Here is a 23,109-nt window from a genome sequence, read left to right as displayed (position 1 = left end):
AGAGGGTGGCCTCCCGGAGGGAGGTCGGGTGAGGGGTCTCTCAACCTCAAAGCTTCGTGCAGCGGTTAGGCTGGGTGAGGCGTCTCCTATCTGAGAGACCCCTCATCCGTCGGCTTCGCCGCCACCTTCTCCCGCAAGGGGAGAAGGATCACTCGAACCCCGTCGCGCTCCACACGGCCAGTTCGTTCCCCGCCGGATCCAGGAAGTGGAACCGCCGGCCGCCCGGGAATTCGAAGATCGGCTTCACGACCACGCCGCCGGCCGCCGCGACCTTGGCTTCCATGGCTTCCAGGTCGACGGCATAGAGCACCACCAGCGGCTTGGCCGGTTCCTCGGTGACGTCGCCGACGAAGCCGCCGTCGGCGCCCTGGCCCTCGAAGGCCGCGTAGTCGGGGCCGTAGTCGGTGAAGGTCCAGCCGAAGGCGGCCGAATAGAAGGCCTTGGTGGCCGGCAGCTCGCCGCCCGCCCACTCGATATAGTCGATCTTGCCGTCTTCGCGCATGGGCGGGCTCCTCAGAGTGTTCCGCAAATGTTCTAGTTTGGCGTCACGGCAGAGTCCAGACGCTGGTGCGCTTCACCGCCAGGTCTTCCAGCTCGCGGGTGGTGGGCACCTGGTATTCGGCCAGCTTCACCAGGCCCTCCTTGGGGAAGTAGGTGCGGCCCGGATCGCCGACCAGCACGCTGGCCCCGGCCGCGCGGCCCTGCGCCAGCCAGGCCATGACCGCCTTGGCCATCGGGCCCTCGTAGCAGATGTCGCCGGCCAGCAGCACGTCGGCGGCCGGCGGCGGGGCGTCCAGCAGGTTCTGGTCGGTGAAGCCGATCTCGACCCCGTTGGCCTGCGCGTTCATGGCGACGGCGGCTTCGCAGAAGACGTCGATGTCGGCCGCCAGCACGCTCGCCGCGCCCGCCTTCATGGCCGCGACGGCGACGATGCCCGAGCCGGTGGCGAAGTCGATCACGTGCTTGCCGCGCACGATCTCCGGATGGTCGAGCACATAGCGCGCCAGGGCCTGGCCGCCGGCCCAGGCGAAGGCCCAGAACGGCGGCGGCAGGCCGATTTCCTCCAGCGCTTCTTCCGTCAGCCGCCACAGCGGCGTGATTTCGTCGGCCAGGTGCAGCACCAGTTCGGGCGCGTGCGGCGTGGGCAGCAGGCGGGTGTTGTCGGCGATGAAGGCCCGGCGGCCTTCCAGGGTCTGGACGATCATGGGCGGGTTAGAGCATTGGCGTCCAGCCAACGCCAATCCATAACGCCCGTCATTCCCGCCCTTGTGGCGGGAACCCCTCTGTCAGCCGCAAGGGCGGAGGGGGCGACGTGCTGAGCACGTCGCTTGCGCCTCACGTGGAAGCGGAACCAGGGGTTCCCGCCACAAGGGCGGGAATGACGGGAGGAAATGGGGTCAGGCTGCGACCTTCCCCGACGCCGCTTTCAGCACCGTCAGGTATCCCGGCGCGTTCAGCATGCCCTCGGTCAGCCCCTTCTCGGCCAGCAGCCGGTGCGCCCGGGGCAGGTTCCAGCAGGGCACGTGCATGAACAGGTGGTGCTCGGCGTGGAAGTTGACGTGGTAGGGCGCGACCAGGGCGCGCTCCAGCCAGTTGGCCTTCGTCGTGCGGGCGTGGCGGAACGGGTCGGGCTCGTCCTTGGCGACCAGGGCGTGCTCGGCGATGTTGCGCAGGCGGGTGACCAGCGGGAACCAGGTGGCCATCGGCACGATCCACAGGGCCAGCCACGCCCACCACAGGCCGGCGGCCGACAGCGCGACCAGCATGGCCAGGTTGATCAGCAGGAACCGCTTCTGGCCCGCCGCCGCTCGGGCGAAGATCGCGCCCGGGGCCTGGCCGTGCCCACGCTTCTTCAGCCCCGCGATGATCGGTCCGAACCGCTGCTTGAAGAAGGTCTGGCCCGTCAGGTCGCGGACGATCTTGCGGCGCAGGGACGCTCGCGTGGTCGGGAACGGGGCCGACAGCACGAGGTCCGGGTCCTCGGCCTGCTGGGCGAACTTGTGGTGGGTCAGGTGATAGGGGCGGTAGGCGTTCAGCGACGCCCCCAGCGGGGCTGCGCACAGCCACTCGCCCAGCCAGTCGTTGACCTTGAGGTTGGGATGCAGCCCGCCGTGGGCCGCCTCGTGCATCAGGATCGCCAGACCCAGTTGCCGGGCGCCGATTAGCATCACGGCGACGAGGTAGGTCAGCGGGGTGGGCCAGATCACGAAGACGGCGCCGGCCAGCAGGATCACGCCCCAGGCGTGGGCGACCATGGCGATCCCGCGCCAGGACGAGCGGCGCGAGAGAAGGGCCCAATCTTCCGGGCGGAACAGCTCCTGCGGCTTGATGCGAGCGGCGACGGCCATGGAACGGATCATCGCACATTCAGGTTCTGGCCGACAGAATGCCGTTAGGTCATGCCCGTTTCCGGAGGTTTTTCATGCGCTTGCCTGTTGTCGTCGCCCTTGCCGTGCTTGGCTTCGCCGGCGCGTCCCACGCCGCCAGCTTCGACTGCGACAAGGCCAGGCGGCCCGACGAAAAGGCGATCTGCGCCGACCGCGGCCTGGACAACAAGGACGTGCGGATGGCCGTGCTCTACGACGTCAACAAGCGCACCATGGGCATGGGCGCGCGCGGGGCGCTGATGGACGAGCAGCAGGCCTGGCTGAACGCCCGCGCGGGCTGCAAGGCCAACCGGGCGTGCCTGGCGCGGGCCTATGACCGGCGGCTGGGCGAGCTGGAGCGGTCGATGGAGCGAATCTACCGCGCGGGGCCGTTCTGACCCGCCTGCGGCGGGCCCCCTCAGTCGCCCCGCGACAGCTCCCCCAGAGGGGGAGCATCTTGAAGAGCGCCGCGCCGACCAGATCCTCCCCCTCTGGGGGAGGTGGCCCGGAGGGCCGGAGGGGGTCTTGCGGCCTCAGAACCCCGCCGGCGTCCACGCCCCCGCCACCAGCGCCAGCACCAGGATCGCGCCGGCCTGGGCGTTGGACTTGAAGAGCTTCAGTGCGCCGGCCCCGTCGTCCAGCCGCACGGCGACGGCCTGGCGCGACAGGTGCAGGCCAAAGAGGCCCAGCAGCGGCAGGAACAGCGGTCCAAGCCCCCCGACCCAGGCGGCGGCCAGGGCCAGCACGAAGGCCAGGACGTAGAAGATCGCCACGCCCTGGCGGACTTTCGACCCCAGGCGGCGGGTCGACGACTTCACCCCGGCCAGGGCGTCGTCCTCGATGTCCTGGATGGCGTAGATGGTGTCGTAGCCCAGGGTCCAGAAGAGGCCCGAGGCGTAGAGCAGGGCGGCCGACCAGCTCAGCGAATGGGTGGCGGCGGCGTAGCCGAGCAGCGCGCCCCAGTTGAAGGTCAGGCCCAGCCACGCCTGCGGCCACCAGGTGATCCGCTTCATGAACGGATAGCCGGCCACCAGCAGCAGCGAGGCCACGCCGAGGCCGATGGCCAGCCAGCCAAGGCAGATCAGGATCAGGAAACTGGTCAGGCTGCATCCCACCAGGAACAGCCAGGCCTGCTTGACGGTGATCAGGCCAGCCGGGATCGGGCGCAGGGCCGTGCGGGCCACCTGGGCGTCGAAGTCGCGATCGACGATGTCGTTGAAGGCGCAGCCGGCCGCCCGCATCAGGGCCGCGCCGACGAAGAAGGCGATCAGCAGCCAGGGATTGGGCAGCTGGCCCTTCTCGGCCCCGGCCAGGGCGATGCCCTGCCAGCCGGGCAGCATCAAGAGCCAGATGCCGGCCGGGCGGTCGAACCGTCCCAGCTTCAGCCAGGGGCGCAAGGCGGCCGGGGCGTAGCGGTCGACCCAGTTGGCGGCGGCGGCGTCGGGCAGGATGGCGGTCATGGCCCTGGATTAGACCGCCGGACGCTCCGGGTCGAGGCGTGGCCGTTCAAGACCCGCGCGACGCCCCTGTCCTAGGCTTTGATAGATCGAGCCGATCCTGTCGGCAAAAACGATCAATTGGATTTATCGAACGCCGCCTGGGACAGTGGCGCTACGAGATGACGAGGGCCAGATGACCAAGACGATCATGACCACGAGCGCCGGGGCGCCGATCGCGGACAACCAGAACAGCCTGTCGGCCGGCCCGCGCGGGCCCCTGCTGATGCAGGACTACCAGCTGATGGAAAAGCTGGCCCACCAGAACCGCGAGCGGGTTCCCGAGCGCGCCGTCCACGCCAAGGGCTCGGCCGCCTATGGCGTGCTGAAGATCACCCACGACATCAGCGGCTGGACCAAGGCCGCCGCCCTGCAACCGGGCGCCGAAAGCGAGGTGCTGCTGCGTTTCTCGACCGTGGCCGGCGAGCGCGGCGCGGCCGACGCCGAGCGCGACGTGCGCGGCTTTGCTTTGAAGGTCTATACCCAGCAGGGCAACTGGGACCTGGTGGGCAACAACACCCCGGTGTTCTTCCTGCGCGACCCGCTGAAGTTCCCCGACTTCATCCGCACCCAGAAGCGCCACCCGGTGTCGAACCTGCGCTCGCCGACGGCGATGTGGGACTTCTGGAGCCTGTCGCCGGAAAGCCTGCACCAGGTGACGACCCTGTTCTCGGACCGGGGCCTGCCGCAGAGCTATCGCCACGTCCACGGCTTCGGCAGCCACACCTACAGCTTCCTCAACGCCGCCAATGAGCGCGTGTGGGTGAAGTTCCACTTCAAGACCCAGCAGGGCATCAAGAACTGGACGAACGCCGAGGGCAATGCGGTCATCGCCAATGACCGCGAGAGCGCCCAGCGCGACCTGTTCGAGTCGATCGAGAAGGGCGATTTCCCGCGCTGGACCTTCTACGTGCAGATCATGACCGAAGAGCAGGCCGCCAGCTTCCGCTGGAACCCGTTCGACCTGACCAAGGTGTGGCCGCATGCGGACTATCCGCTGATCGAGGTCGGGGTGCTGGAGCTGAACCGCAATCCGGACAACTACCACGCCGAGGTTGAGCAGAGCTCGTTCTCGCCGTCCAACATCGTGCCGGGCATCGGCTTCTCGCCCGACAAGATGCTGCAGGCGCGGATCTTCGCCTACGCCGACGCGCACCGCTATCGGATCGGCACGCACTACGAGGCGCTGCCCGTGAACCGTCCGCGCTGCCCGGTGCATCACTACCACGCCGACGGCGCCATGCGGTTCGACAGCCCGCCGCGCACCGACGCCTGGTACGAGCCCAACAGCTTCGGCGGGCCGGTGGAGGATCCGTCCGTCGCCGAGCCGCCGCTGCCGATCCACGGCGACGCCGACCGCTACAGCCACCGCGACGGGAACGACGACTACACCCAGCCGGGGGATCTCTTCCGGCTGATGAGCCCCGACCAGCAGCGCCAGCTGTTCGACAACATCGCCGCGGCCATGCACGGCGTGCCGGTCGAGATCCAGAAGCGCCAGCTGGTGCACTTCCATCGCGCCGATCCGGCCTACGGGGCCGGCGTCGCCTACCGCCTGGGGATCTCGATCGACGAGATCGCCATCGCCGCCGAATAGCCTGGAAAGGACTATCCGGCGGCCCGAGGAGGGCCGCCACCCGCCCAGCCCGGCGGTCCTCCTCGACCTCATGAAAGGAGCACGACCATGACCCGTCCTGACCGCCCCATTGGCCACATCACCGCCCGCGCCGCCGGCTGGAGCCTGCTGGCCCTCGGTCTCGCCGCCGGCGTCGTCGTTCCGCATCCGGCGACCACGGCGCTTTGGTCGGCGTCCGCCCGGGCGTTCCGCCGGGCGGGGGACGAGGGGATGGTTCAGCGTCTGCTGTCGGCTACGAAGTTCGGCCCGCGGATCGCGCGTGGGCTCGCCCAGCCGACGGCGGGGACGCTGTATTACGGACGGGCGGGGTTGGCCTAGACGCCGCGCGGGCCCCCTTAGTCGCTCCGCGACAGCTCCCCCAGAGGGGGAGCATCTGAAGCGAAGATCCTCCCCCTCTGGGGGAGGTGGCCCGGAGGGCCGGAGGGGGGACGTTTTCAGCTTTCGAGGTTGTGGAAGATACGCCCCCCACCGATCGCTGCGCGATCGCCTCCCCCACAGGGGGAGGTTCCTTTGCTCAGAACTTCGGCCGGAAATCCCTCGGCGCCCACCCGAAATCCCTCACCGCATCGGCCGCGTCGAACGTCAGGTCCTGGCTCATCCGCGCGCCCATGGCCGCCGTCGCCCCGGGGAAGAACGGCCGCGCCAGGGTCAGCAGCAGGCTGAACAGCCACGGCGGCAGCGGCGCGATCAGCGGCCGTCTCCCCAGGCCCTTGTAGATCCGGCGCACCATGTCGCGATAGGCCAGGGTCTCGCCGCCGACCAGGGCGTAGGCGCGGCCCGCCGCCGCCGGGGCGGTCGCCGCCGCGATGGCGCCGGCGGCCAGGTCGTCAGCATGGACCGGCTGGCGCAGGCCCTCGCCCGAACCCGATAGCGGCAGCACCTTGAAGCGGCGGATCAGGCCGGCCAGGCGGCTGACGTTGCCGTCGCGGCCCTCGGCGTAGATCAGGGTCGGGCGCAGGATGGTCCAGGCCACGCCGTGCTCCGAACAGAAGGCCTCGACGGCGGTTTCCGCGTCGGCCAGGGCCTTGGCCACGGCGCGCTCGGCGGGCTCGGGCGAGGCTTCCTTGGTGAAGCGGCTGGTCGAGGAGAAGGCCACCAGGCGGGTCATGCCGCGCGCCTTCAGCAGCGGCAGCACCTCGGGCAGCAGCCAGATCGGCGACAGGGCGAAGACCGTGGCCGCGCCGGGCAGCTGCTCGGCCAGGTCGTCGCCGCGCAGGTCGGCGTCGATCCAGCAGGCGTCTCCTCCCGGAGGACGGCGCGACAGGCCCATGGGCTCGTGGCCGGCGGCCTGCAGCCGCGCCATCAGGAAGGTCCCGATCAGGCTGGTGGCGCCCAGCACCAGGATCGGCGTCTTCAGGGTGTTTTCCGCGCTCATCCTCCTTCTATAGTCGCGCTACGGGAGGTTCGCCCATGCCCATGACCTATGAAGAGGTTCGCGCCTTCGCCTTTTCCCTGCCGCTGGTCGCGGATGGGACGTCCTATGGCTATGCCTGCCTCAAGGCGAACGGCAAGTTCCTGACGAGGCTGAAGGAGGACGGCGACAGCCTGGTGCTGCCCGGCGTGCCGTTCGACGAGCGCGAGATGCTGATCGAGGCCGCGCCCGAGGTGTTCTATTTCACCGACCACTATCGCAACTATCCGATGGTGCTGGCCCGGCTGTCGGCGGTGGAGCCGGGGACGGTGAAGCGCATTCTCGAACGGCAATGGCGCGCCAGCGTCCCCAAGAAGGTGAGCAAGGCTCATGACCAGCCCAATGACCAACAGGGCTGAGCGCGCCTGGCGCCTGGTCGCGGCGGCGATCGTCTGGTTCGGCGTCGTGCTGCAATACGGCCTGACGATCGCGGGCCGGGACCTCGGCGTCCAGACCGTGAAGTTCTTCAGCTACTTCACCGTGCTCAGCAACATCCTGGTCGGGACGGCGCTGGTCGCGGCGGCCCTGGCGCCTTCGAGCCGGCTCGGGGTCTGGGCGCGGCGGGCGGGCACGCGGGTGGCGGTCGGCGTCTATATCGGGGTGACGGCGCTCGTCTATCACGTGCTGCTGGCCGGGCTGTGGGACCCGAAGGGCTGGCAGCTGCTGGCCGACACCCTGCTGCATACCGTGACGCCGCTGCTGTTCCTGGCCGACCTGCTCGCTTTGCCGCCGCGCGAGGCGGCCCGCTGGGGCCAGGCCTGGAAGGCGCTGGCCCTGCCGCTGGCCTTCGGGGTCTGGACCCTGGTCCACGGGGCGCTGTCGGGCTGGTACCCCTATCCGTTCCTCAACGTCGCCAAGCGGGGCTATCCGTCGGTGCTGGTGACCATGGTGGTGATGGCGGCCGGGTTCTTCGCCCTGACCCTGGTGCTCACGGGCGTGCAGCATCTGCAACTTCGGCTGGCGAAGCGGGGCGGGACGCCTATATCCGCCTGAGCGTTTTCCCAGGAGTTTCCCATGGCCCAGCCTACCGTTCGCTCCGGCGACATCGACATCCCGGCCATCGGCCTGGGCACCTACCAGCTGGAGAACGGCGTCGCTCAGACGATGACCGAGAAGGCGCTGGAGGTCGGCTATCGCCATGTCGACACCGCCCAGATTTACGGCAACGAGCAGGACGTCGGCGCGGCCCTGGCGGCCACCGGCGTGCCGCGGAGCGAGATCTTCGTCACCACCAAGGTGTGGATCGACAAGTTCACCGACGGCGACCTCCAGCGCTCGGTCGACGAGAGCCTGAAGAAGCTGCGGGTCGACCACGTGGACCTCTTGCTGCTGCACTGGCCCAAGCCCAAGCCGGCTCTGGCCGAGACCATCGCGGCGCTGAACGCGGTGAAGGCCGACGGCCGCACGCGGGGCATCGGCCTGTCGAACTTCCCCTCGGCGCTGTGGCAGGAGGCGGCGGCGCTGTCGGAAGCCCCGCTGGCCACCAACCAGGTCGAGTACCACCCCTACCTGTCGCAGAAGACCCTTCGGGCCACGGCTGAGGCGCTGGGCGCCTCTATCACCGCCTGGTCGCCGCTGGCCCAGGGCAAGGTCGGCGACGACCCGGTGCTGAAGGCGATCGGCGAGAAATACGGCAAGACGCCGGGGCAGGTGACGCTGCGCTGGCAGGTGCAGCAGGGCGTGGTGACCATTCCCCGCACGAAGCACCCGGCGCGGCTGGAAGAGAACTTCGCGATCTTCGACTTCACGCTGACCGACGAGGAGATGGCGCAGGTGTTCGCGCTGGCGCGTCCCGACGGCCGGATCGGCGACTGGATCGACGCGGCGTTCCGCTGGGATGCGGAATAGTCTCCTTCTCCCCTTGCGGGAGAAGGTGTCGGCGAAAGCCGACGGATGAGGGGTCTCTCAGACCTGAAACGCCGCGACCGGCCCAACGGCTGTCGCGGCGTTTAGCGTCGGTGCGACCCCTCACCCGACCCCGCTCCGCGGGGCCACCCTCTCCCGCAAGGGGAGAGGGGCAACGAAAAAGGGGCCGCTTTCGCGGCCCCTTCCAATAAAAGTCAGTGCTGACTGACTATTACAGGTCCAGCAGCAGGCGCTGCGGGTCTTCCAGGGCTTCCTTGACCTTCACGAGGAAGGTCACGGCGCCTTGGCCGTCGACCACGCGGTGGTCGTAGGACAAAGCCAGGTACATCATCGGGCGGATCTCGATCTTGCCGTTGACGACCATGGCGCGTTCCTTGATCGCGTGCATGCCGAGGATGCCCGACTGCGGCGCGTTGAGGATCGGGGTCGACATCAGCGAGCCGTAGATGCCGCCGTTGGTGATCGTGAAGGTGCCGCCCTGCATGTCCTCGATGGCGAGACCGCCCGAGCGGGCCTTCTTGCCGAGGTCGCCGATGGCCTTTTCGATTTCCGCCAGGTTCAGGGCGTCGGCGTCACGGACGACCGGAACCACCAGGCCCTTGTCGGTGCCGACGGCGACGCCGATGTCGTAGTGGTTCTTGTAGACGATGTCCGTGCCGTCGATCTCGGCGTTGACGTCCGGCACGGCCTTCAGGGCGGCGACGACGGCCTTGGTGAAGAAGGACATGAAGCCCAGCTTCACGCCGTGGCGCTTTTCGAAGACGTCCTTGTACTGGGCGCGCAGGGCCATCACCGCGCTCATGTCGACCTCGTTGAAGGTCGTCAGCATGGCGGCGTTGTTCTGGGCTTCCTTCAGGCGACGGGCGATCGTCTGACGCAGGCGCGTCATCTTCACGCGCTCTTCGCGCTCGTGGATCGGACGCGGCGCGGCCGGGGCGGCGGCGGGAGCCGGAGCCGAGGCGCGGGCTTCGAGGGCGGCCAGGGCGTCGCCCTTGGTCACGCGGCCGTCCTTGCCGGTGCCGGCGACCTTCGACAGGTCGAGGTTGTTCTCGGCGGCGATGCGGGCCGGGGCCGGGCTGACCGGAGCGGCCGTCGGGGCGGCGGGAGCCGCGGCGGCGACGGGCGCCGGAGCAGGAGCGGGGGCCGGAGCAGCGGCCGGGGCCGGGGCGGCGGCGGGAGCGGCCGAGGCGGTCGCGCCTTCGGTCACCACGCCCAGGACCGTGCCCGGAACCACGGTGGCGCCTTCCTCGGCGCTGATGGCGACCAGGACGCCGTCGGCCGGAGCCACGACTTCGAGGCTGACCTTGTCGGTTTCCAGCTCGACGAGCAGCTCGTCCTTCTTCACGGCCTCCCCGGCCTTCTTGGTCCAGCGGGCGACCGTCGCTTCGGTGACGGATTCGCCCAGGGCGGGGGTCATGATGTCGGCCATGGTTAGGTTCCGATGTCTCTTTTTGATCTGGCGGTCAGGGTCGGGTGCGAACTTAAACCGCCGCGCCCATCGAACAAGTCGAAGGGCGCGGCGGCTTGAAGGTTTGAGCTCTTAGGCGAAGGCTTCGGTGAGGAAGGCTTCGAGCTCCTTGAGGTGGCGGCTCATCAGGCCGGCCGCGGTGGAGGCGCTGGCCGGGCGGCCGACGTAGCGGGCGCGCTTGGCCTTGATGTCCATCTTGTCGAGGGTGAGCTCGATCCACGGGTCGACGAAGGTCCAGCCGCCCATGTTCTTCGGCTCTTCCTGAACCCACAGCAGCTCGGCGTTCTTGAAGCGGTTCAGCACGCCCATGACCGACTTCAGCGGCCACGGATAGAACTGCTCCAGACGCAGGATGTAGACGTCGTCGCGGCCGGTCTTGGCGCGCTGGTCGATCAGGTCGAAGTAGACCTTGCCCGAGCACATGATGACGCGCTTGATCTGATCGTCGCTCTTCAGCGTGATCCCGCCGACGTCGCAGCCGGCTTCGGCGCCATCCACCATCACGCGGTGGAAGGCGGTGCCTTCGGCCAGGTCGGAGAGGTTCGAGACGGCGCGCTTGTGGCGCAGCAGGCTCTTGGGCGACATCACGATCAGCGGCTTGCGGTACTCACGGTGCATCTGGCGACGCAGGGCGTGGAAGTAGTTGGCCGGGGTGGTGCAGTTGACCACCTGCATGTTGTCTTCCGCGCACGACTGCAGGAAGCGCTCGAGGCGGGCCGAGCTGTGCTCGGGGCCCTGGCCTTCGTAGCCGTGCGGCAGCAGCATGACGAGACCGCTCATCCGCAGCCACTTGCGCTCGCCCGAGCTGATGAACTGGTCGATCACCACCTGGGCGCCGTTCACGAAGTCGCCGAACTGGCCTTCCCACAGGGTCAGGGTGTTCGGGTCGGCCAGCGAGAAGCCGTACTCGAAGCCCAGCACCGCCTCTTCCGACAGGGCCGAGTCGATGACTTCGTAGTTGGCCTGGCCCGGGCGGATGTTGTTCAGCGGCGTGTAGTGCTCTTCGGTCTTCTGGTCGATGACGTCGGAGTGGCGTTGGGTGAAGGTGCCGCGGACCGAGTCCTGGCCCGACAGGCGGACCGGGAAGCCTTCGTCGAGCAGGGTGGCGAAGGCCATGTGCTCGGCGGCGCCCCAGTCGAGGCCTTCGCCCTTGGTGAAGGCGTCGCGACGGTTCTCGATGGCGCGGCGCACGGTCTTGTGGGCGTCGATGCGCTCGGGGATGGCCGTGATCTTGGCGGCCAGTTCCTGCAGCTTGGCGAGCGGCACGTCGGTCTTGCCGCGGCGCTCTTCGTCGCCGGGCTGGGCCAGGCCCTTCCACTTGCCGTCCAGCCAGTCGGCCTTGTTGGCCTTGTAGCTCTTGCCGCTCTCGAATTCGTTGTCGAGGAAGGTCTCGAACTCCGAAACCCAGCCGTCGGACTCGCCCTGGGTGATCAGGCCTTCGCCGATCAGGCGGTTGGCGTAGAGTTCGCGGGTCGGCGGGTGGCCCTTGATCTTCGCGTACATCAGCGGCGACGTCATGGTCGGATCGTCGCCTTCGTTGTGACCGAAGCGACGGTAGCAGACCATGTCGATGACCACGTCCTTACCGAACTTCTGGCGGTATTCGGTGGCCACCTTCGAGGCGAACACGACCGCTTCCGGGTCGTCGCCGTTCACGTGGAAGATCGGGGCCTCGACCATCAGGGCCATGTCGCTGGGGTACGGCGAGCTGCGCGAGTAGCGCGGGCTGGTGGTGAAGCCGATCTGGTTGTTGACGATGAAGTGGATGGTGCCGCCCGTGCGGTAGCCCTTCAGGCCCGACAGGGTGAAGCACTCGGCCACCACGCCCTGGCCGGCGAAGGCCGCGTCGCCGTGCAGCAGCAGCGGCAGCACGTGGCCGCGGCCGGCGTCCGGGGTCTCGCGCAGCAGGAAGGCCTGCTTGGCGCGGGCCTTGCCGATGACGACCGGGTTGACGATTTCCAGGTGCGACGGGTTGGCGGTCAGCGACAGGTGGACCTTGTTGTCGTCGAACTCACGGTCCGACGAGGCGCCCATGTGGTACTTCACGTCGCCCGAACCCTCGACGTCCGAGGGCACCGACGAGCCGCCTTGGAATTCGTGGAAGATCACGTGGTAGGGCTTGCCCATCACGGCGGCCAGCACGTTCAGGCGGCCGCGGTGCGGCATGCCCAGGACGATGTCCTTCACGCCCAGCGCGCCGCCGCGCTTGATGATCTGCTCCATGGCCGGGACCATGGCTTCGCCGCCGTCGAGGCCGAAGCGCTTGGTGCCGGGGAAGCGCTTGTGCAGGAAGCGCTCGAAGCCTTCGGCCTCGATCAGCTTCTTGAGGATGGCGACCTTGCCCTCCTTCGAGAACACGATCTCCTTGTCGCGGCCCTCGATCCGCTCCTGCAGCCAGGCCTTCTCGTCGGGGTTCGAGATGTGCATGTACTGCACGCCGACGTTGTCGCAATAGGTGCGACGGACGATCGCCAGGATCTCGCGGATCGTGGCGGTCTCCAGACCCAGCACGAAGTCGAGGAAGATCGGACGGTCATAGTCGGCTTCGGTGAAGCCGTAGGTGGCCGGGTCGAGCTCGGGCGCGGCCTTCGGCGGCTCCAGGCCCAGCGGGTCGAGGTTGGCGGCGAGGTGGCCGCGCATCCGGTAGGCCCGGATCATCATGATGGCGCGCAGGCTGTCCAGCGTGGCGGCGCGGACGGCTTCGGACGAGGCGCCCGGCGCCTTGGCCTCGACGGCCTTGGCGATCTTGGCTTCGACGGCGGGGGCGACGGTGGCCCACTGGCCGTCGAGGGCCGAAAGCCAGTCGGGACGGACGCTGGGGACCTTCTTGGGGGTCCAGGCCGGGTCCTGGGCGGCCCGCTTGACCTGGTCGGCCTGCTCGGCGAGCGAGGCGAAGAAGGCGTTCCAAGAGGGCTCGACCGACCCGGGGTTCTCCGCCCACTGGGCGTAGAGGTCCTCTACGAAGGCGGCGTTCGCGCCGTAGAGGAAGGAGGTCTCGGTCAAGACCTGATTGATGATGCCTGCGTCGTCCGCCATCGTCTTCGCCTCGATGCTCGCCCGCCGAGGCCAACCGGCGGGATCACGAGCTCGTTTGAAACATGAAGCGCGACGACCGGTTGGCCGCTATCCATTTTCGGCCGCCACGCTTCGGATCCGTTTACGGGACCGGTGGTTAGACCGGTCCCGTAAATATAGTCTGTCAATCTCCCGTCGCCCGCGCCGGATGGCGAAGCCCAGGTGATTTTTTCGGATCGTCGACTGGCGGTCGCAAAAAACCTGGGCCCCGCACAGGGCGGGGTTTCGGTGTAGTTCTTAGCCCTTGAGGACTTCGAGCAGGGTCTCGCCCAGCTTCGCCGGCGACGGCGAGACGCGGATGCCCGCTTCTTCCATCGCAGCGATCTTGTCCTCGGCGCCGCCCTTGCCGCCCGAGATGATGGCGCCGGCGTGACCCATGTGACGGCCCGGAGGCGCCGTGCGGCCGGCGATGAAGCCGACCATGGGCTTCTTGCGGCCGCGCTTGGCTTCGTCCTTCAGGAACTGGGCCGCTTCTTCTTCGGCCGAGCCGCCGATCTCGCCGATCATGACGATCGACTTGGTGGCTTCGTCGGCCAGGAAGAGTTCGAGCACGTCGATGAACTCGGTGCCCTTGACCGGGTCGCCGCCGATGCCGACGGCGGTGGTTTGGCCGAGGCCAGCATTCGTGGTTTGGAAGACCGCTTCATAGGTCAGGGTGCCCGAACGCGACACGACGCCGACCGAGCCTTCCGAGAAGATGCCGCCCGGCATGATGCCGATCTTGCACTGGTTCGGGGTCAGGACGCCCGGGCAGTTCGGGCCGATCAGGCGCGAACGCGAACCCTTCAGGGCCTTCTTCACGCGCACCATGTCCAGCACCGGGATGCCTTCGGTGATGCAGATGATCAGCGGGATTTCGGCGTCGATGGCTTCCAGGATCGAGTCGGCCGCGAAGGGCGGCGGGACGTAGATCACCGAGGCGTCGGCGTTGGTGGCTTCCTTGGCTTCGCCGACCGTGTCGAACACCGGCAGGCCGATGTGGGTCTGGCCGCCTTTGCCCGGGGTGACGCCGCCGACCATCTTGGTGCCGTAGGCGATGGCCTGTTCCGAGTGGAACGTGCCCTGGGCGCCGGTGAAGCCCTGGGTGATGACCTTGGTTTCAGAACCGATGAGGATCGACATGATTAGCGAGCACCCTTCACGGCCGCGACGATCTTTTCGGCGCCGTCAGACAGATCGTTGGCGGCGATGACGTTCAGGCCGCTTTCCGAGATGATTTTCTTACCCAGCTCGACGTTGGTGCCTTCCAGGCGAACGACGAGCGGAACCTGCAGGCCGACTTCCTTCACGGCGGCGATGACGCCTTCCGCGATGATGTCGCAGCGCATGATGCCGCCGAAGATGTTGACCAGGATGCCCTTCACGGCCGGATCGGCGGTGATGATCTTGAAGGCCGCGGTGACCTTCTCCTTGTTGGCGCCGCCGCCGACATCGAGGAAGTTGGCCGGCTCGGCGCCGTACAGCTTGATGATGTCCATGGTGGCCATGGCCAAGCCCGCGCCGTTGACCATGCAGCCGATTTCGCCGTCGAGGGCGATGTAGGCCAGGTCGTACTTGCTGGCTTCGATTTCCTTGGGGTCTTCTTCGGTCTCGTCGCGCAGGGCGCGGATGTCCGGGTGACGGAACAGCGAGTTGCCGTCGAACGACAGCTTGGCGTCCAGGACGCGCAGGTGGTCGTCGGCCGTGACGATCAGCGGGTTGATCTCCAGCATGGCCATGTCCTTGGCCAGGAACGCCGTATAGAGCTGCGTCAGCAGCACGGCGGCTTCCTTGGCCAGGCCGCCGGTCAGGCCCAGGGCCTTGGCCAGCGCGCGCTGGTGGGTCGGCCACACGCCGGTGGCGGGGTCGATCGAGAACGAGTGGATCTTCTCGGGCGTGGCGTGGGCCACGTCCTCGATGTCCATGCCGCCTTCGGTCGAGGCGACCACCGAAACCATCGAGGTTTCGCGGTCGACCAGCAGCGACAGGTAGAATTCCTTGGCGATGGCGGCGCCTTCCTCGATGTAGAGGCGGTTCACCTGCTTGCCCTTGGGGCCGGTCTGGTGCGTGACCAGCACGCGACCGAGCATTTCCTCGGCCGACGCCTTGACGTCCTCGACCGACTTGACGACGCGGACGCCGCCCTTGGCGTCGGGGGCCAGGCCCTCGAACTTGCCCTTGCCGCGGCCGCCGGCGTGGATCTGGCTCTTCACGACGAAGACCGGACCGCCCAGCTTCTCAGCGGCGGCGACGGCTTCGTCGGCAGTGAACGCCGCGAAGCCACGCGGGACGGGGGCGCCGAACTCCGCGAGGACGGCTTTGGCTTGATGCTCGTGAATGTTCATGAGGGACCGGTCTTCCGCGACGGTTCTTGAATGTGGCGGCGTTATAGGAGCGTGATTTCGCAGGCGCAACCGCATGGGGACGATAAGGCGCCCCCTTCTGCGGATCGATCGGCAGAAAGAACGCCTGCGCCCCATCGAGAAAGGCGAGAGGCAGGAAAAACCTGCACTTTTACGAAAGCGCCCACAGACTCCGGTTATCTGGAATGGCGATCTCTGGCGTGCGCTGACACCGGTCTCTTTTTCGTGCGTGCGGCGCCTGCGAAATGGGCGCCGCGGAGCCCGTAGGGGAGCGTCGGCGGCTCCAGGCTGGGCGGGGCGCTTTTGTCGCGGAACCGTGATTTTTCAATCAAGCTTAGCCATTCAGTGCTGAAGCTTCTCGAAGAAACAACGACTTAAATACGATGCCCTTCGTGCGCAATAGCGTGGCGGGAGTCCGGCTCTACTTGGGGTTTCGAGACGCCCTCGTAGTATAAATAATCTGTTTACCGCATCGAAGTTCTTGCTAGCCCGACACGCGCCCGGCGACCCCCTTTGTGCCGGCCTGCAATGGAAGACTTCCATGTTCAATCGCTCGCAAGTCCAGGCCGTCGAGACCCTGGCCGCGCTGGACCGGTCGCTGGCGACCATCGAGTTCGATCCCAAGGGCCGGATCCTCACCGCCAACGAGAACTTCTGCGCGGCGATGGGTTATGCGCTGTCGGAGATCGTCGGCCGCCACCACAGCCTGTTCGTCGAGCCGGACTACGCCGCCAGCCCCGACTACGCCGCCTTCTGGGCCAAGCTCGGGCGCGGCGAGTTCGACGCCCGCGAGTACCTGCGCGTCGGCAAGGGCGGCCGCGAGGTCTGGATCCAGGCCTCCTACAATCCGATCCGCAACGCGCGCGGAGGCGTGACCCGCATCGTCAAGGTCGCCACCGACATCACCGAGCAGAAGCGCAAGGCCGCCGAGCAGCACGGCAAGATGGAAGCCGTCAGCCGCGCCCAGGCGGTGATCGAGTTCACCCCGGCCGGCGAGATCGTCACCGCCAACCAGAACTTCCTCGACGCCCTGGGCTATACGCTCAGCGAGATCCAGGGCCGCCATCACCGGATGTTCGTCGAGGGCGCCTATGCCAACTCGCCGGACTACGCCGCCTTCTGGGATCGCCTGAACAGCGGCGAGTTCGTCGCCGCCGAGTTCAAGCGCGTGGGCAAGGGCGGCCGCGAGGTGTGGATCCAGGCCTCGTACAACCCGATCTTCGACCACAAGCGCCGCATCGCCAAGGTCGTGAAGTTCGCCACCGTGGTCACCGGCCGCGTGCACGCGGTCAACGAGATCGCCCAGGGCCTCGACCATCTGGCCCGCAACGACCTGACCTATCGCATCGACAAGCCGGTCGATCCGCAGTTCGACAAGGTGCGCAGCGACTTCAACAGCGCCATGTCGGCCCTGGACGGGGCCATGGGCGTGGTGTCGTCGGCCACCCGCAGCGTCGGGGCCGGGGCGCAGGAGATCTCGATCGCCGCCGACGACCTGTCGCGCCGCACCGAGATCCAGGCCGCCAACCTCGAGGAGGCCGCCGCCGCCCTCGACCAGATCACCGCCACCGTCAACCGCAGCGCCGAGGGCGCGCGCGAGGTCTCGCAGGTTGCGTCGGCCGCCCGCGTCGACGCCACCCGCTCGGGCGAGATCGTCGGCGAGGCGGTCGCGGCCATGGGCGAGATCGAGGAAAGCTCGGGCAAGATCACCAGCATCATCGGCGTCATCGACGAGATCGCCTTCCAGACCAACCTGCTGGCCCTGAACGCGGGCGTCGAAGCCGCGCGGGCGGGCGACGCGGGCAAGGGCTTCGCGGTCGTGGCCTCGGAAGTGCGGGCCCTGGCCCAGCGCTCGGCCGAAGCGGCCAAGGAGATCAAGGCCCTGATCGCCAAGAGCACCTCCCAGGTCGGCCGCGGCGTGCGGCTGGTCGGCGAGACCGGCGAGGCCCTGTCGACCATCGTCGAGAAGGTCGGCCGCATCGACGGCCTGATCCTGGAGATCGCCGAGTCCTCGCGCGAGCAGGCCACCGGCCTCTCGGAGGTCAACACCGCCGTCAACCGCATGGACGAGGTGACCCAGCGCAACACGGCCATGGTCGAGGAGGCCACGGTGGCCTCGGCCAGCCTGAAGATGGAAGCCGCCGAACTGGCCCAGCTGATCTCGCGCTTCAGCACCAGCGGCGGCGGCCAGGTCGCCCCGTCCGAGATCCGCCGCCAGCCGATCCGACGTCCGGCGTAATTGAAACCTCTCCCATGGGGAGAGGGAGGGGCCCGCGCCGAAGGCGTGGGAGGGTGAGGGGGTACGCCGTCGGCGGTCCCATCTCTATGGCCCCTGTATTTGACCTCGGAACGACCTGAACCGTCCCTAACCCCTCACCCTCCCATGCTGCGCATGGGCCCCTCCCTCTCCCTCTGGGAGAGGTGGAATTGGGAATGGGGGGAGGTTCTCGGCCTACTTCACCGCGGCCGTCGCCCGGCGTTCCAGCTTGCCCCAGCCGACGCGTCCGCCGCGCACGGCGGTCAGCACCGACTTGACCACCACGTAGTACATCAGCTGGCGATAGCCGAAGCGCTGCACCGGCAGGTAGGGGAGGTCGGCCCACGGGGCGCGCTTCTCCAGGGCCATGCCCAGGGCGCCGGCCGACAGGTCCACCAGGATGAATACCGCCCAGTAGAGCAGGCCGCGGATCGTGTCGTCGGGACGCCATTCCACTGGGTGGGCCACCGCGCCGTAGAGGCCCGAGACCAGGCTCCAGACCACGGCCAGGTCCACCAGCGGCGCGGCCACGGCCAGCAGGATCTGGAACAGCCAGATCTGCGGCAGGGCCACGAAGCCCAGCACCGGGGTCTTGGGGTTGAACATCGCCGAGCGATGCTTCCACACGCACTGCAGGGTGCCGAAAGACCAGCGGAAGCGCTGCTTGAGCAGGCCGCCCACCGTGTCGGGTGCCTCGGTATAGGCGCGGGCGGCCGGGTCGAAGGCCACCTTCCAGCCGGCGCGCTGGCAGGCGATGGTCAGGTCCTGGTCCTCGGCCAGGGTGTCTGACGGATAGCCGCCCAGGGCGTCGAGCACGCTCTTGCGCCAGGCCCCGACCGCGCCCGGCACCACGGTGACCGCGCCCAGCGCCGCCAGCGCCCGCCGCTCCAGGTTCTGGGCGGTGACGTATTCCAGGGCCTGCCAGCGGGTGACGATGTTGAGGCGATTGCCGACGATGGCGTTGCCGGCCACCGCGCCGATCTTCGGGTCCTGGAACCAGCGCACCAGGCGGCCGATCGTCGATTTCGGGAACAGGGTGTCGGCGTCCAGCGCCACCACGAACTCGCCCCTGGCCACGGCCAGGCCGCGGTTCACGGCCCGCGCCTTGCCGCCGTTCTCGAACGACAGCAGCGTCACGCGCGGGTCGCCGGCGAAGTGGTCGCGCACCTCCTGGGCCGTGCGGTCCTTGGAGCCGTCGTCGAGGACCAGCACCTCGATGTTCGTCCAGTCAGACTCCAGGATCCGGGCGATCGAGGCGGCGATCACCTTCTCCTCGTTGAAGCAGGGGATCAGCACGCTGACCAGCGGGCCGGTCGCGGGATCCAGGTCCGGCGGCGTGCGCTCGGTCGCCTTGTGCACCAGGGCCAGGGCCGCCAGGAACACCAGCCGCGCGACACCCAGGGCGATGGCGGTGATGAACAGCCAGGTCAGCAGGGTGTTCAGTCCCCGGAAGAAGCCGAAGCCCAGGCGGTCCAGCGCCAGGCCGACCGGGTCGCGGGTGGTCGGCGGCATCACCTGGTCGGGCGTCATGCCGGCCAGTTCGCCCACCGTGACCAGCCGGTAGCCGCGGGCGCGGATGCCGTCGATCAGGCCGGGCAGGGCCTTGATGGTGTTCTCGCGGTTGCCGCCGGCGTCGTGCAGCAGCACCACCTGGCCGGGGTTGGGACCCGGATTGTCGAGACGGTCGAGGGCGCGGTCGATGATCGTCTGGGGCGGCGGCTTCTGCCAGTCGTCGGTGTCGATCCGCAGGCCGACGATCAGGTAGCCCAGGGTCTGGGCGATGACGAGAGGATCGACCTCGCGCGGGGTCGAGGGCTCGGCGTCGCCGAAGAACGGCGGCCGGAACAGGCGCATCGAGCGGCCGGTGACCACCTCGAACAGGCGCTGGGTGGCGTTCAGCTCGACCTGGGTCTGGGGCAGCGGCGTCTCGCCGATGTTGGGGTGGGTCCAGGTGTGGCCGCCGACGTCGTGGCCCTCGCGCAGCTCGCGCGCCACCAGGCCCGGATGCTTCTGCATGTTCTGGCCGATGACGAAGAAGGTCGCGGGCGCGTTCTTGGCCTTCAGGATGTCGAGGATCTTCGGCGTCCAGCGCGGGTCGGGGCCGTCGTCGAAGGTCAGGGCCACCAGGCCCGGCCGCTGGCCGTAGCGCTCGATGACGTAGGAGCTGGGCAGGACGTCATAGGTCTCGCCCGAGATCAGGCCGGTGTCGGGATCAGTCTCGAGGCTGCGCTTGCCGGGCGTGGGCAGGGACGAGACGCGCAGCACCTCGCCGCCGCCGTCGAAGTCGACGCTCTGGCCGGACGGGATGCGGGTGAGACCCGAAGCCGTCCCCTTGCCGTAGGGCTGGCCCAGCACGCTCCACACGCCCGGGTCTTCGCCGCCCATCCGCCACAGGCCATAGCCGCGCGGCCGGAACGGGTCGCTGGCCTTGATCTGGTTGAACAGGGTGGGGGCGTCCAGGAACCAGACCACGTGCTTGTCGCCGTTGTCGGCCTGGTAGCCGTAGGTCGGGTTGAGGGCGTCGTCGTCCATGCGGATGTCGGCGCCGGCGTCCTGGGCGTTGCGGATCGCCTCGTGGAAGGTGGCTGCATCGCCGCTGGCCGCCGAGCCGTCGGCCTTCAGCGTCCAGTCGTAGCCGTAGGCGCCCAGCGCCAGCACCGTGCGGGCCGGGTCGAGGGAGGCGAAGCGCTTGTCGAGCTCGCTCTCGTACCAGTCCTGCCCTGCGTTGGGGCCGGGATCGCCGCCGCCGTAGTGCTGGTCGTAGGCCATCAGCACGATGGTGTCGACCGACTGCTGCAGGCGCTTGAGCGGCCAGCCCTGTTCGTCGAAGGGCGCGGTGACCCAGACCTCGCGGCCCGAGGCCTTGAAGGCCGCGCGGGCTTCGTCCAGCAGCAGCGGATAGTTGGCCAGACCCTTGGGCGACAGGTTCTCGAGGTCGAAGATGTAGCCGCCGAAGCCGCGGCGCTGGGCCAGGGCGGTCAGGTTGTTGATCAGGGCCTTGCGGGCGACGGGATCGGCCAGCAGGGCGTCGGCCATCGGGCCGTCGAACTTGGCGTCGGCCGAGTTGTGGACCAGCGGCAGGACGGTGGGGTGGTTGGGGGCGGCGGCGATGCGGGCCGTGCCGATCGGATCGTCGTCGGCCGTGATGTCTCCGTTGCGGCCCTTCAGCGCCACCCACTGCGGCGAGACCACGTCCAGCTGCGCGATGTGGCGGCGCAGGGACTCGCGGCTGTCCTCGTCCCAGGGCACGTAGAAGCCGACGCTGAGCGGCTTGGCCGCGCCGATCGCGGCGGGGGTCTTGGGGCCGGGCAGGCGGCGCCAGGCCGGCGGCTTGCCCGGCTTGAGGCGGTGCACGGTCTCCTCGTGCAGGGCCGACAGCACGTGCGGGTCCTTCAGCGTCACCGCCGGCAGGCGCGGCGCGAAGGCCAGGGTCGCCAGGAAGCCGGCCACGACGGCCGCCACCCCGGACAGGGCGATCCCCGCCGTCAGGGTGAACCTGCGCCGGCGCTTGCCGGTGGGGTCGTGGAAGATATGCCGATCGTCGCCGCTCATCGCGCCGTTGTCCCGTCCGTTTCGAGCGCGCAATGATACTGGATCATGTCCGAACGGTGGCGCTAGGACCGTCGTTACGCGCCTGCGACTTTTTGGCTGTGCACGCTCCCCTAACTCCCGTCATTCCCGCCCTTGTGGCGGGAACCCCTGGTTCCGCTCACACGTGAGGCGCAAGCGGATCGCCGGCGATCCGCCCCACCCGCCCTTGCGGCTGGCAGAGGGTTTCCCGCCACAAGGGCGGGAATGACGGGAGGAGAGGCGGTGAGCCTAGTCCACCCAGTCTTTCTCCAGCCGCTTGCTGGCCAGGGAGAACAGCAGGGCGGCGACGAGGTAGAAGCCCATGCCGCTGTAGATCGACCAGCGCAGCGACTCCGCCCCGAAGGTCGGCTTCAGCAGGTCGGAGACCAGGCCGAAATAGTAGATGCCGACGGCGATGCCCAAGAGGTTGTTGATCAGCAGGAACAGGGCCGAGGCGGTGGTGCGCATCGGGGCCGGGCCCAGGTGCTGGACGGCGGCGGTGATGGGGCCCAGCCACGCCAGGTTCAGGCCGGTGGGGATCAGGAAGATCACGAAGGCCACGGCCAGCGACGCCTTGCCGCCCAGGCCGCCCATCAGGCTGCCGCTGTTCATGGCCAGCAGGAAGCAGGGCACCGAGATCAGGAAGGCGATGGCGGGCGTGATCGGATAGCCGGCCTTGGACTTGGCCCCCAGCCTGTCGGCCACCGCCCCGCCCAGCCAGATGCCCAGCAGGCCGCCGAACAGGGCGATGCCTGAATAGTACCAGGCGGTCTGCGACAGGGTCAGGCCCAGGCTGCGCATGAAGAAGCTGGGCAGCCAGGCGGCGACGCCGTAGCCGCACACCGACGAGGAGGCCGCGCCGAACGCCAGCAGCCAGAACGACGGCTTGGCGGCCAGCAGGCGCGCGGCCTGGCCCAGCGGCATGGCCGGGGCGGGCGGCGCCGGCGGCGCGCCTTCCACCCGGTCGGCCCCGCCGCGCACCGGATCGCGAACGACAGCGCGGAAGATCGGGGCCAGCACCACGCCGAGGCACCCGACGACGATGAAGGCCGTGCGCCAGCCGTAGGTCGCCGCCAGCAGGCCGCCGACCAGCGTGCCCAGGCCCGAGCCCAGAGGGATGCCGAAGGCGTAGGCCGCCAGCGCCCGGGCGCGCTGGCTCTTGGGGAAGTAGTCGGCGATCAGCGAATAGGCCGGGGCGACGCCGCCGGCCTCGCCGATGCCCACGCCCATGCGGGCGAGAAACAGTTGGCCGAAGCCGCCGGCGAACCCGCACAGGGCGGTGAAGCCGCTCCACACGGTGAGGGCGGCGGTCATGATCCAGACGCGGCTGAAGCGGTCGGCCAGCCAGGCGATCGGGATGGCCAGGGTGGTGTAGAGCAGGGCGAAGGCCAGGCCGCCCATCAGGCCGAACTGGCTGTCGGTGAGGCCGAACTCGTCCTTTATCGGCTTGGCCAGGATCCCGAGGATCTGCCGGTCGAGGAAGTTCAGGGTGTAGACGAGGATCAGCGTCGCCAGCACCAGATAGCGGTAGCGGCTGCCGCCCGTCGCGGCGCCTTCGCCGTTCGCTTCGCTCATCGCCCCGCCCCCTAGAACTGTACGCATGCGCCTTTCGGAAAAGAACG

At 68.6% G+C, this 23,109-nt stretch carries 18 protein-coding genes; 7 read left to right on the top strand and 11 right to left on the bottom strand.

What is annotated here, in order from left to right:
• Positions 1-148: 148 nt before the first annotated feature.
• From AC07N1_RS01195 to AC07N1_RS01185, 3 genes are all read right to left on the bottom strand, one after another.
• Positions 149-502, bottom strand: coding sequence for a VOC family protein (locus tag AC07N1_RS01195; RefSeq protein WP_494670099.1), 354 nt, complete (start codon positions 500-502; stop codon positions 149-151).
• 43 nt (positions 503-545) lie between these two features.
• Entirely contained in the window at positions 546-1,205 is a 660-nt protein-coding gene (locus tag AC07N1_RS01190) for a class I SAM-dependent methyltransferase (RefSeq protein WP_494670098.1), read from the bottom strand.
• A gap of 192 nt (positions 1,206-1,397) precedes the next feature.
• Positions 1,398-2,348, bottom strand: coding sequence for a fatty acid desaturase family protein (locus AC07N1_RS01185; RefSeq protein WP_494670323.1), 951 nt, complete (start codon positions 2,346-2,348; stop codon positions 1,398-1,400).
• A 74-nt stretch (positions 2,349-2,422) separates the two neighbouring features.
• Here AC07N1_RS01185 and AC07N1_RS01180 point away from each other — a divergent pair, with 74 nt between their 5' ends.
• Positions 2,423-2,764 (top strand): lysozyme inhibitor LprI family protein, encoded by a 342-nt coding sequence (locus AC07N1_RS01180; RefSeq protein WP_494670097.1) that lies wholly within the window; start codon positions 2,423-2,425, stop codon positions 2,762-2,764.
• A 135-nt stretch (positions 2,765-2,899) separates the two neighbouring features.
• Here the strand turns inward: AC07N1_RS01180 and ubiA are convergent, their stop codons facing one another.
• Positions 2,900-3,826 carry a 4-hydroxybenzoate octaprenyltransferase gene (gene ubiA / locus AC07N1_RS01175; RefSeq protein ID WP_494670096.1) on the bottom strand — a complete coding sequence of 309 codons (927 nt, stop codon included), beginning with the start codon at positions 3,824-3,826 and terminating at the stop codon, positions 2,900-2,902.
• A gap of 172 nt (positions 3,827-3,998) precedes the next feature.
• On the opposite strand from ubiA, the gene AC07N1_RS01170 reads away from it, so the two are divergent.
• Positions 3,999-5,459 (top strand): catalase, encoded by a 1,461-nt coding sequence (locus tag AC07N1_RS01170; protein WP_494670095.1) that lies wholly within the window; start codon positions 3,999-4,001, stop codon positions 5,457-5,459.
• 87 nt (positions 5,460-5,546) lie between these two features.
• Positions 5,547-5,816, top strand: a complete 270-nt coding sequence (locus AC07N1_RS01165; RefSeq protein WP_494670094.1) for a hypothetical protein — start codon at positions 5,547-5,549, stop codon at positions 5,814-5,816.
• 196 nt (positions 5,817-6,012) lie between these two features.
• On the opposite strand, the gene AC07N1_RS01160 is transcribed toward AC07N1_RS01165, so the two are convergent.
• Positions 6,013-6,873 (bottom strand): NAD-dependent epimerase/dehydratase family protein, encoded by an 861-nt coding sequence (locus tag AC07N1_RS01160; RefSeq protein ID WP_494670093.1) that lies wholly within the window; start codon positions 6,871-6,873, stop codon positions 6,013-6,015.
• 35 nt (positions 6,874-6,908) lie between these two features.
• Between AC07N1_RS01160 and AC07N1_RS01155 the strand changes: the two genes are divergently transcribed.
• From AC07N1_RS01155 to AC07N1_RS01145, 3 genes are read left to right on the top strand one after another with little or no spacing between them, the layout of a single operon-like run.
• On the top strand, positions 6,909-7,268 hold the full coding sequence (locus tag AC07N1_RS01155) for an MmcQ/YjbR family DNA-binding protein (protein WP_494670092.1): 360 nt from the start codon (positions 6,909-6,911) through the stop codon (positions 7,266-7,268).
• Positions 7,252-7,902, top strand: a complete 651-nt coding sequence (locus AC07N1_RS01150; RefSeq protein WP_494670091.1) for a Pr6Pr family membrane protein — start codon at positions 7,252-7,254, stop codon at positions 7,900-7,902. The genes AC07N1_RS01155 and AC07N1_RS01150 overlap by 17 nt, the downstream gene beginning before the upstream one ends.
• A 21-nt stretch (positions 7,903-7,923) precedes the next feature.
• The gene (locus AC07N1_RS01145; protein ID WP_494670090.1) at positions 7,924-8,757 is read left to right on the top strand and encodes an aldo/keto reductase; all 834 of its coding nucleotides are present in this window, start codon (positions 7,924-7,926) and stop codon (positions 8,755-8,757) included.
• Positions 8,758-8,986: 229 nt separating this feature from the next.
• Here the strand turns inward: AC07N1_RS01145 and odhB are convergent, their stop codons facing one another.
• The 4 genes from odhB to sucC form a co-directional block, all read right to left on the bottom strand.
• Positions 8,987-10,204, bottom strand: coding sequence for a 2-oxoglutarate dehydrogenase complex dihydrolipoyllysine-residue succinyltransferase (odhB, locus tag AC07N1_RS01140; RefSeq protein ID WP_494670089.1), 1,218 nt, complete (start codon positions 10,202-10,204; stop codon positions 8,987-8,989).
• Positions 10,205-10,315: 111 nt separating this feature from the next.
• Entirely contained in the window at positions 10,316-13,279 is a 2,964-nt protein-coding gene (locus AC07N1_RS01135) for a 2-oxoglutarate dehydrogenase E1 component (protein WP_494670088.1), read from the bottom strand.
• A 276-nt stretch (positions 13,280-13,555) separates the two neighbouring features.
• The gene (sucD, locus tag AC07N1_RS01130) at positions 13,556-14,440 is read right to left on the bottom strand and encodes a succinate--CoA ligase subunit alpha (RefSeq protein ID WP_110120085.1); all 885 of its coding nucleotides are present in this window, start codon (positions 14,438-14,440) and stop codon (positions 13,556-13,558) included.
• Between the two features lie 2 nt (positions 14,441-14,442).
• A complete protein-coding gene (gene sucC, locus AC07N1_RS01125; RefSeq protein ID WP_494670087.1) occupies positions 14,443-15,642 on the bottom strand; it encodes an ADP-forming succinate--CoA ligase subunit beta in 1,200 nt (399 codons plus the stop codon).
• A gap of 559 nt (positions 15,643-16,201) precedes the next feature.
• Between sucC and AC07N1_RS01120 the strand changes: the two genes are divergently transcribed.
• Positions 16,202-17,899: a methyl-accepting chemotaxis protein gene (locus AC07N1_RS01120; RefSeq protein ID WP_494670086.1), complete on the top strand. Its 1,698-nt coding sequence runs from the start codon at positions 16,202-16,204 to the stop codon at positions 17,897-17,899.
• 213 nt (positions 17,900-18,112) lie between these two features.
• Here the strand turns inward: AC07N1_RS01120 and AC07N1_RS01115 are convergent, their stop codons facing one another.
• Together AC07N1_RS01115 and AC07N1_RS01110 are read right to left on the bottom strand one after the other, a co-directional pair.
• Complete coding sequence (locus tag AC07N1_RS01115) at positions 18,113-21,469, bottom strand: glycosyltransferase (RefSeq protein WP_494670085.1); 3,357 nt, start codon at positions 21,467-21,469, stop codon at positions 18,113-18,115.
• Positions 21,470-21,736: 267 nt separating this feature from the next.
• Entirely contained in the window at positions 21,737-23,062 is a 1,326-nt protein-coding gene (locus AC07N1_RS01110) for a spinster family MFS transporter (protein WP_494670084.1), read from the bottom strand.
• Positions 23,063-23,109: the final 47 nt, after the last annotated feature.

The organism is Caulobacter sp. GW821-FHT09B11 (assembly GCF_059418205.1).
Note: the sequence above shows the minus strand (reverse complement) of the source record. Positions and strands in the feature narration are given on the sequence as shown.

Coding starts and splice junctions, on each gene's coding strand:
- sucC (WP_494670087.1), bottom strand. CDS start 15,642: ATGAACATTCACGAGCATCAAGCCAAAGCCGTCCTCGCGGAGTTCGGC.
- AC07N1_RS01120 (WP_494670086.1), top strand. CDS start 16,202: ATGTTCAATCGCTCGCAAGTCCAGGCCGTCGAGACCCTGGCCGCGCTG.
- AC07N1_RS01160 (WP_494670093.1), bottom strand. CDS start 6,873: ATGAGCGCGGAAAACACCCTGAAGACGCCGATCCTGGTGCTGGGCGCC.
- AC07N1_RS01145 (WP_494670090.1), top strand. CDS start 7,924: ATGGCCCAGCCTACCGTTCGCTCCGGCGACATCGACATCCCGGCCATC.
- AC07N1_RS01165 (WP_494670094.1), top strand. CDS start 5,547: ATGACCCGTCCTGACCGCCCCATTGGCCACATCACCGCCCGCGCCGCC.
- ubiA (WP_494670096.1), bottom strand. CDS start 3,826: ATGACCGCCATCCTGCCCGACGCCGCCGCCGCCAACTGGGTCGACCGC.
- odhB (WP_494670089.1), bottom strand. CDS start 10,204: ATGGCCGACATCATGACCCCCGCCCTGGGCGAATCCGTCACCGAAGCG.
- AC07N1_RS01180 (WP_494670097.1), top strand. CDS start 2,423: ATGCGCTTGCCTGTTGTCGTCGCCCTTGCCGTGCTTGGCTTCGCCGGC.
- AC07N1_RS01185 (WP_494670323.1), bottom strand. CDS start 2,348: ATGGCCGTCGCCGCTCGCATCAAGCCGCAGGAGCTGTTCCGCCCGGAA.
- AC07N1_RS01190 (WP_494670098.1), bottom strand. CDS start 1,205: ATGATCGTCCAGACCCTGGAAGGCCGCCGGGCCTTCATCGCCGACAAC.
- AC07N1_RS01115 (WP_494670085.1), bottom strand. CDS start 21,469: ATGAGCGGCGACGATCGGCATATCTTCCACGACCCCACCGGCAAGCGC.
- sucD (WP_110120085.1), bottom strand. CDS start 14,440: ATGTCGATCCTCATCGGTTCTGAAACCAAGGTCATCACCCAGGGCTTC.
- AC07N1_RS01150 (WP_494670091.1), top strand. CDS start 7,252: ATGACCAACAGGGCTGAGCGCGCCTGGCGCCTGGTCGCGGCGGCGATC.
- AC07N1_RS01155 (WP_494670092.1), top strand. CDS start 6,909: ATGCCCATGACCTATGAAGAGGTTCGCGCCTTCGCCTTTTCCCTGCCG.
- AC07N1_RS01135 (WP_494670088.1), bottom strand. CDS start 13,279: ATGGCGGACGACGCAGGCATCATCAATCAGGTCTTGACCGAGACCTCC.
- AC07N1_RS01170 (WP_494670095.1), top strand. CDS start 3,999: ATGACCAAGACGATCATGACCACGAGCGCCGGGGCGCCGATCGCGGAC.
- AC07N1_RS01195 (WP_494670099.1), bottom strand. CDS start 502: ATGCGCGAAGACGGCAAGATCGACTATATCGAGTGGGCGGGCGGCGAG.
- AC07N1_RS01110 (WP_494670084.1), bottom strand. CDS start 23,062: ATGAGCGAAGCGAACGGCGAAGGCGCCGCGACGGGCGGCAGCCGCTAC.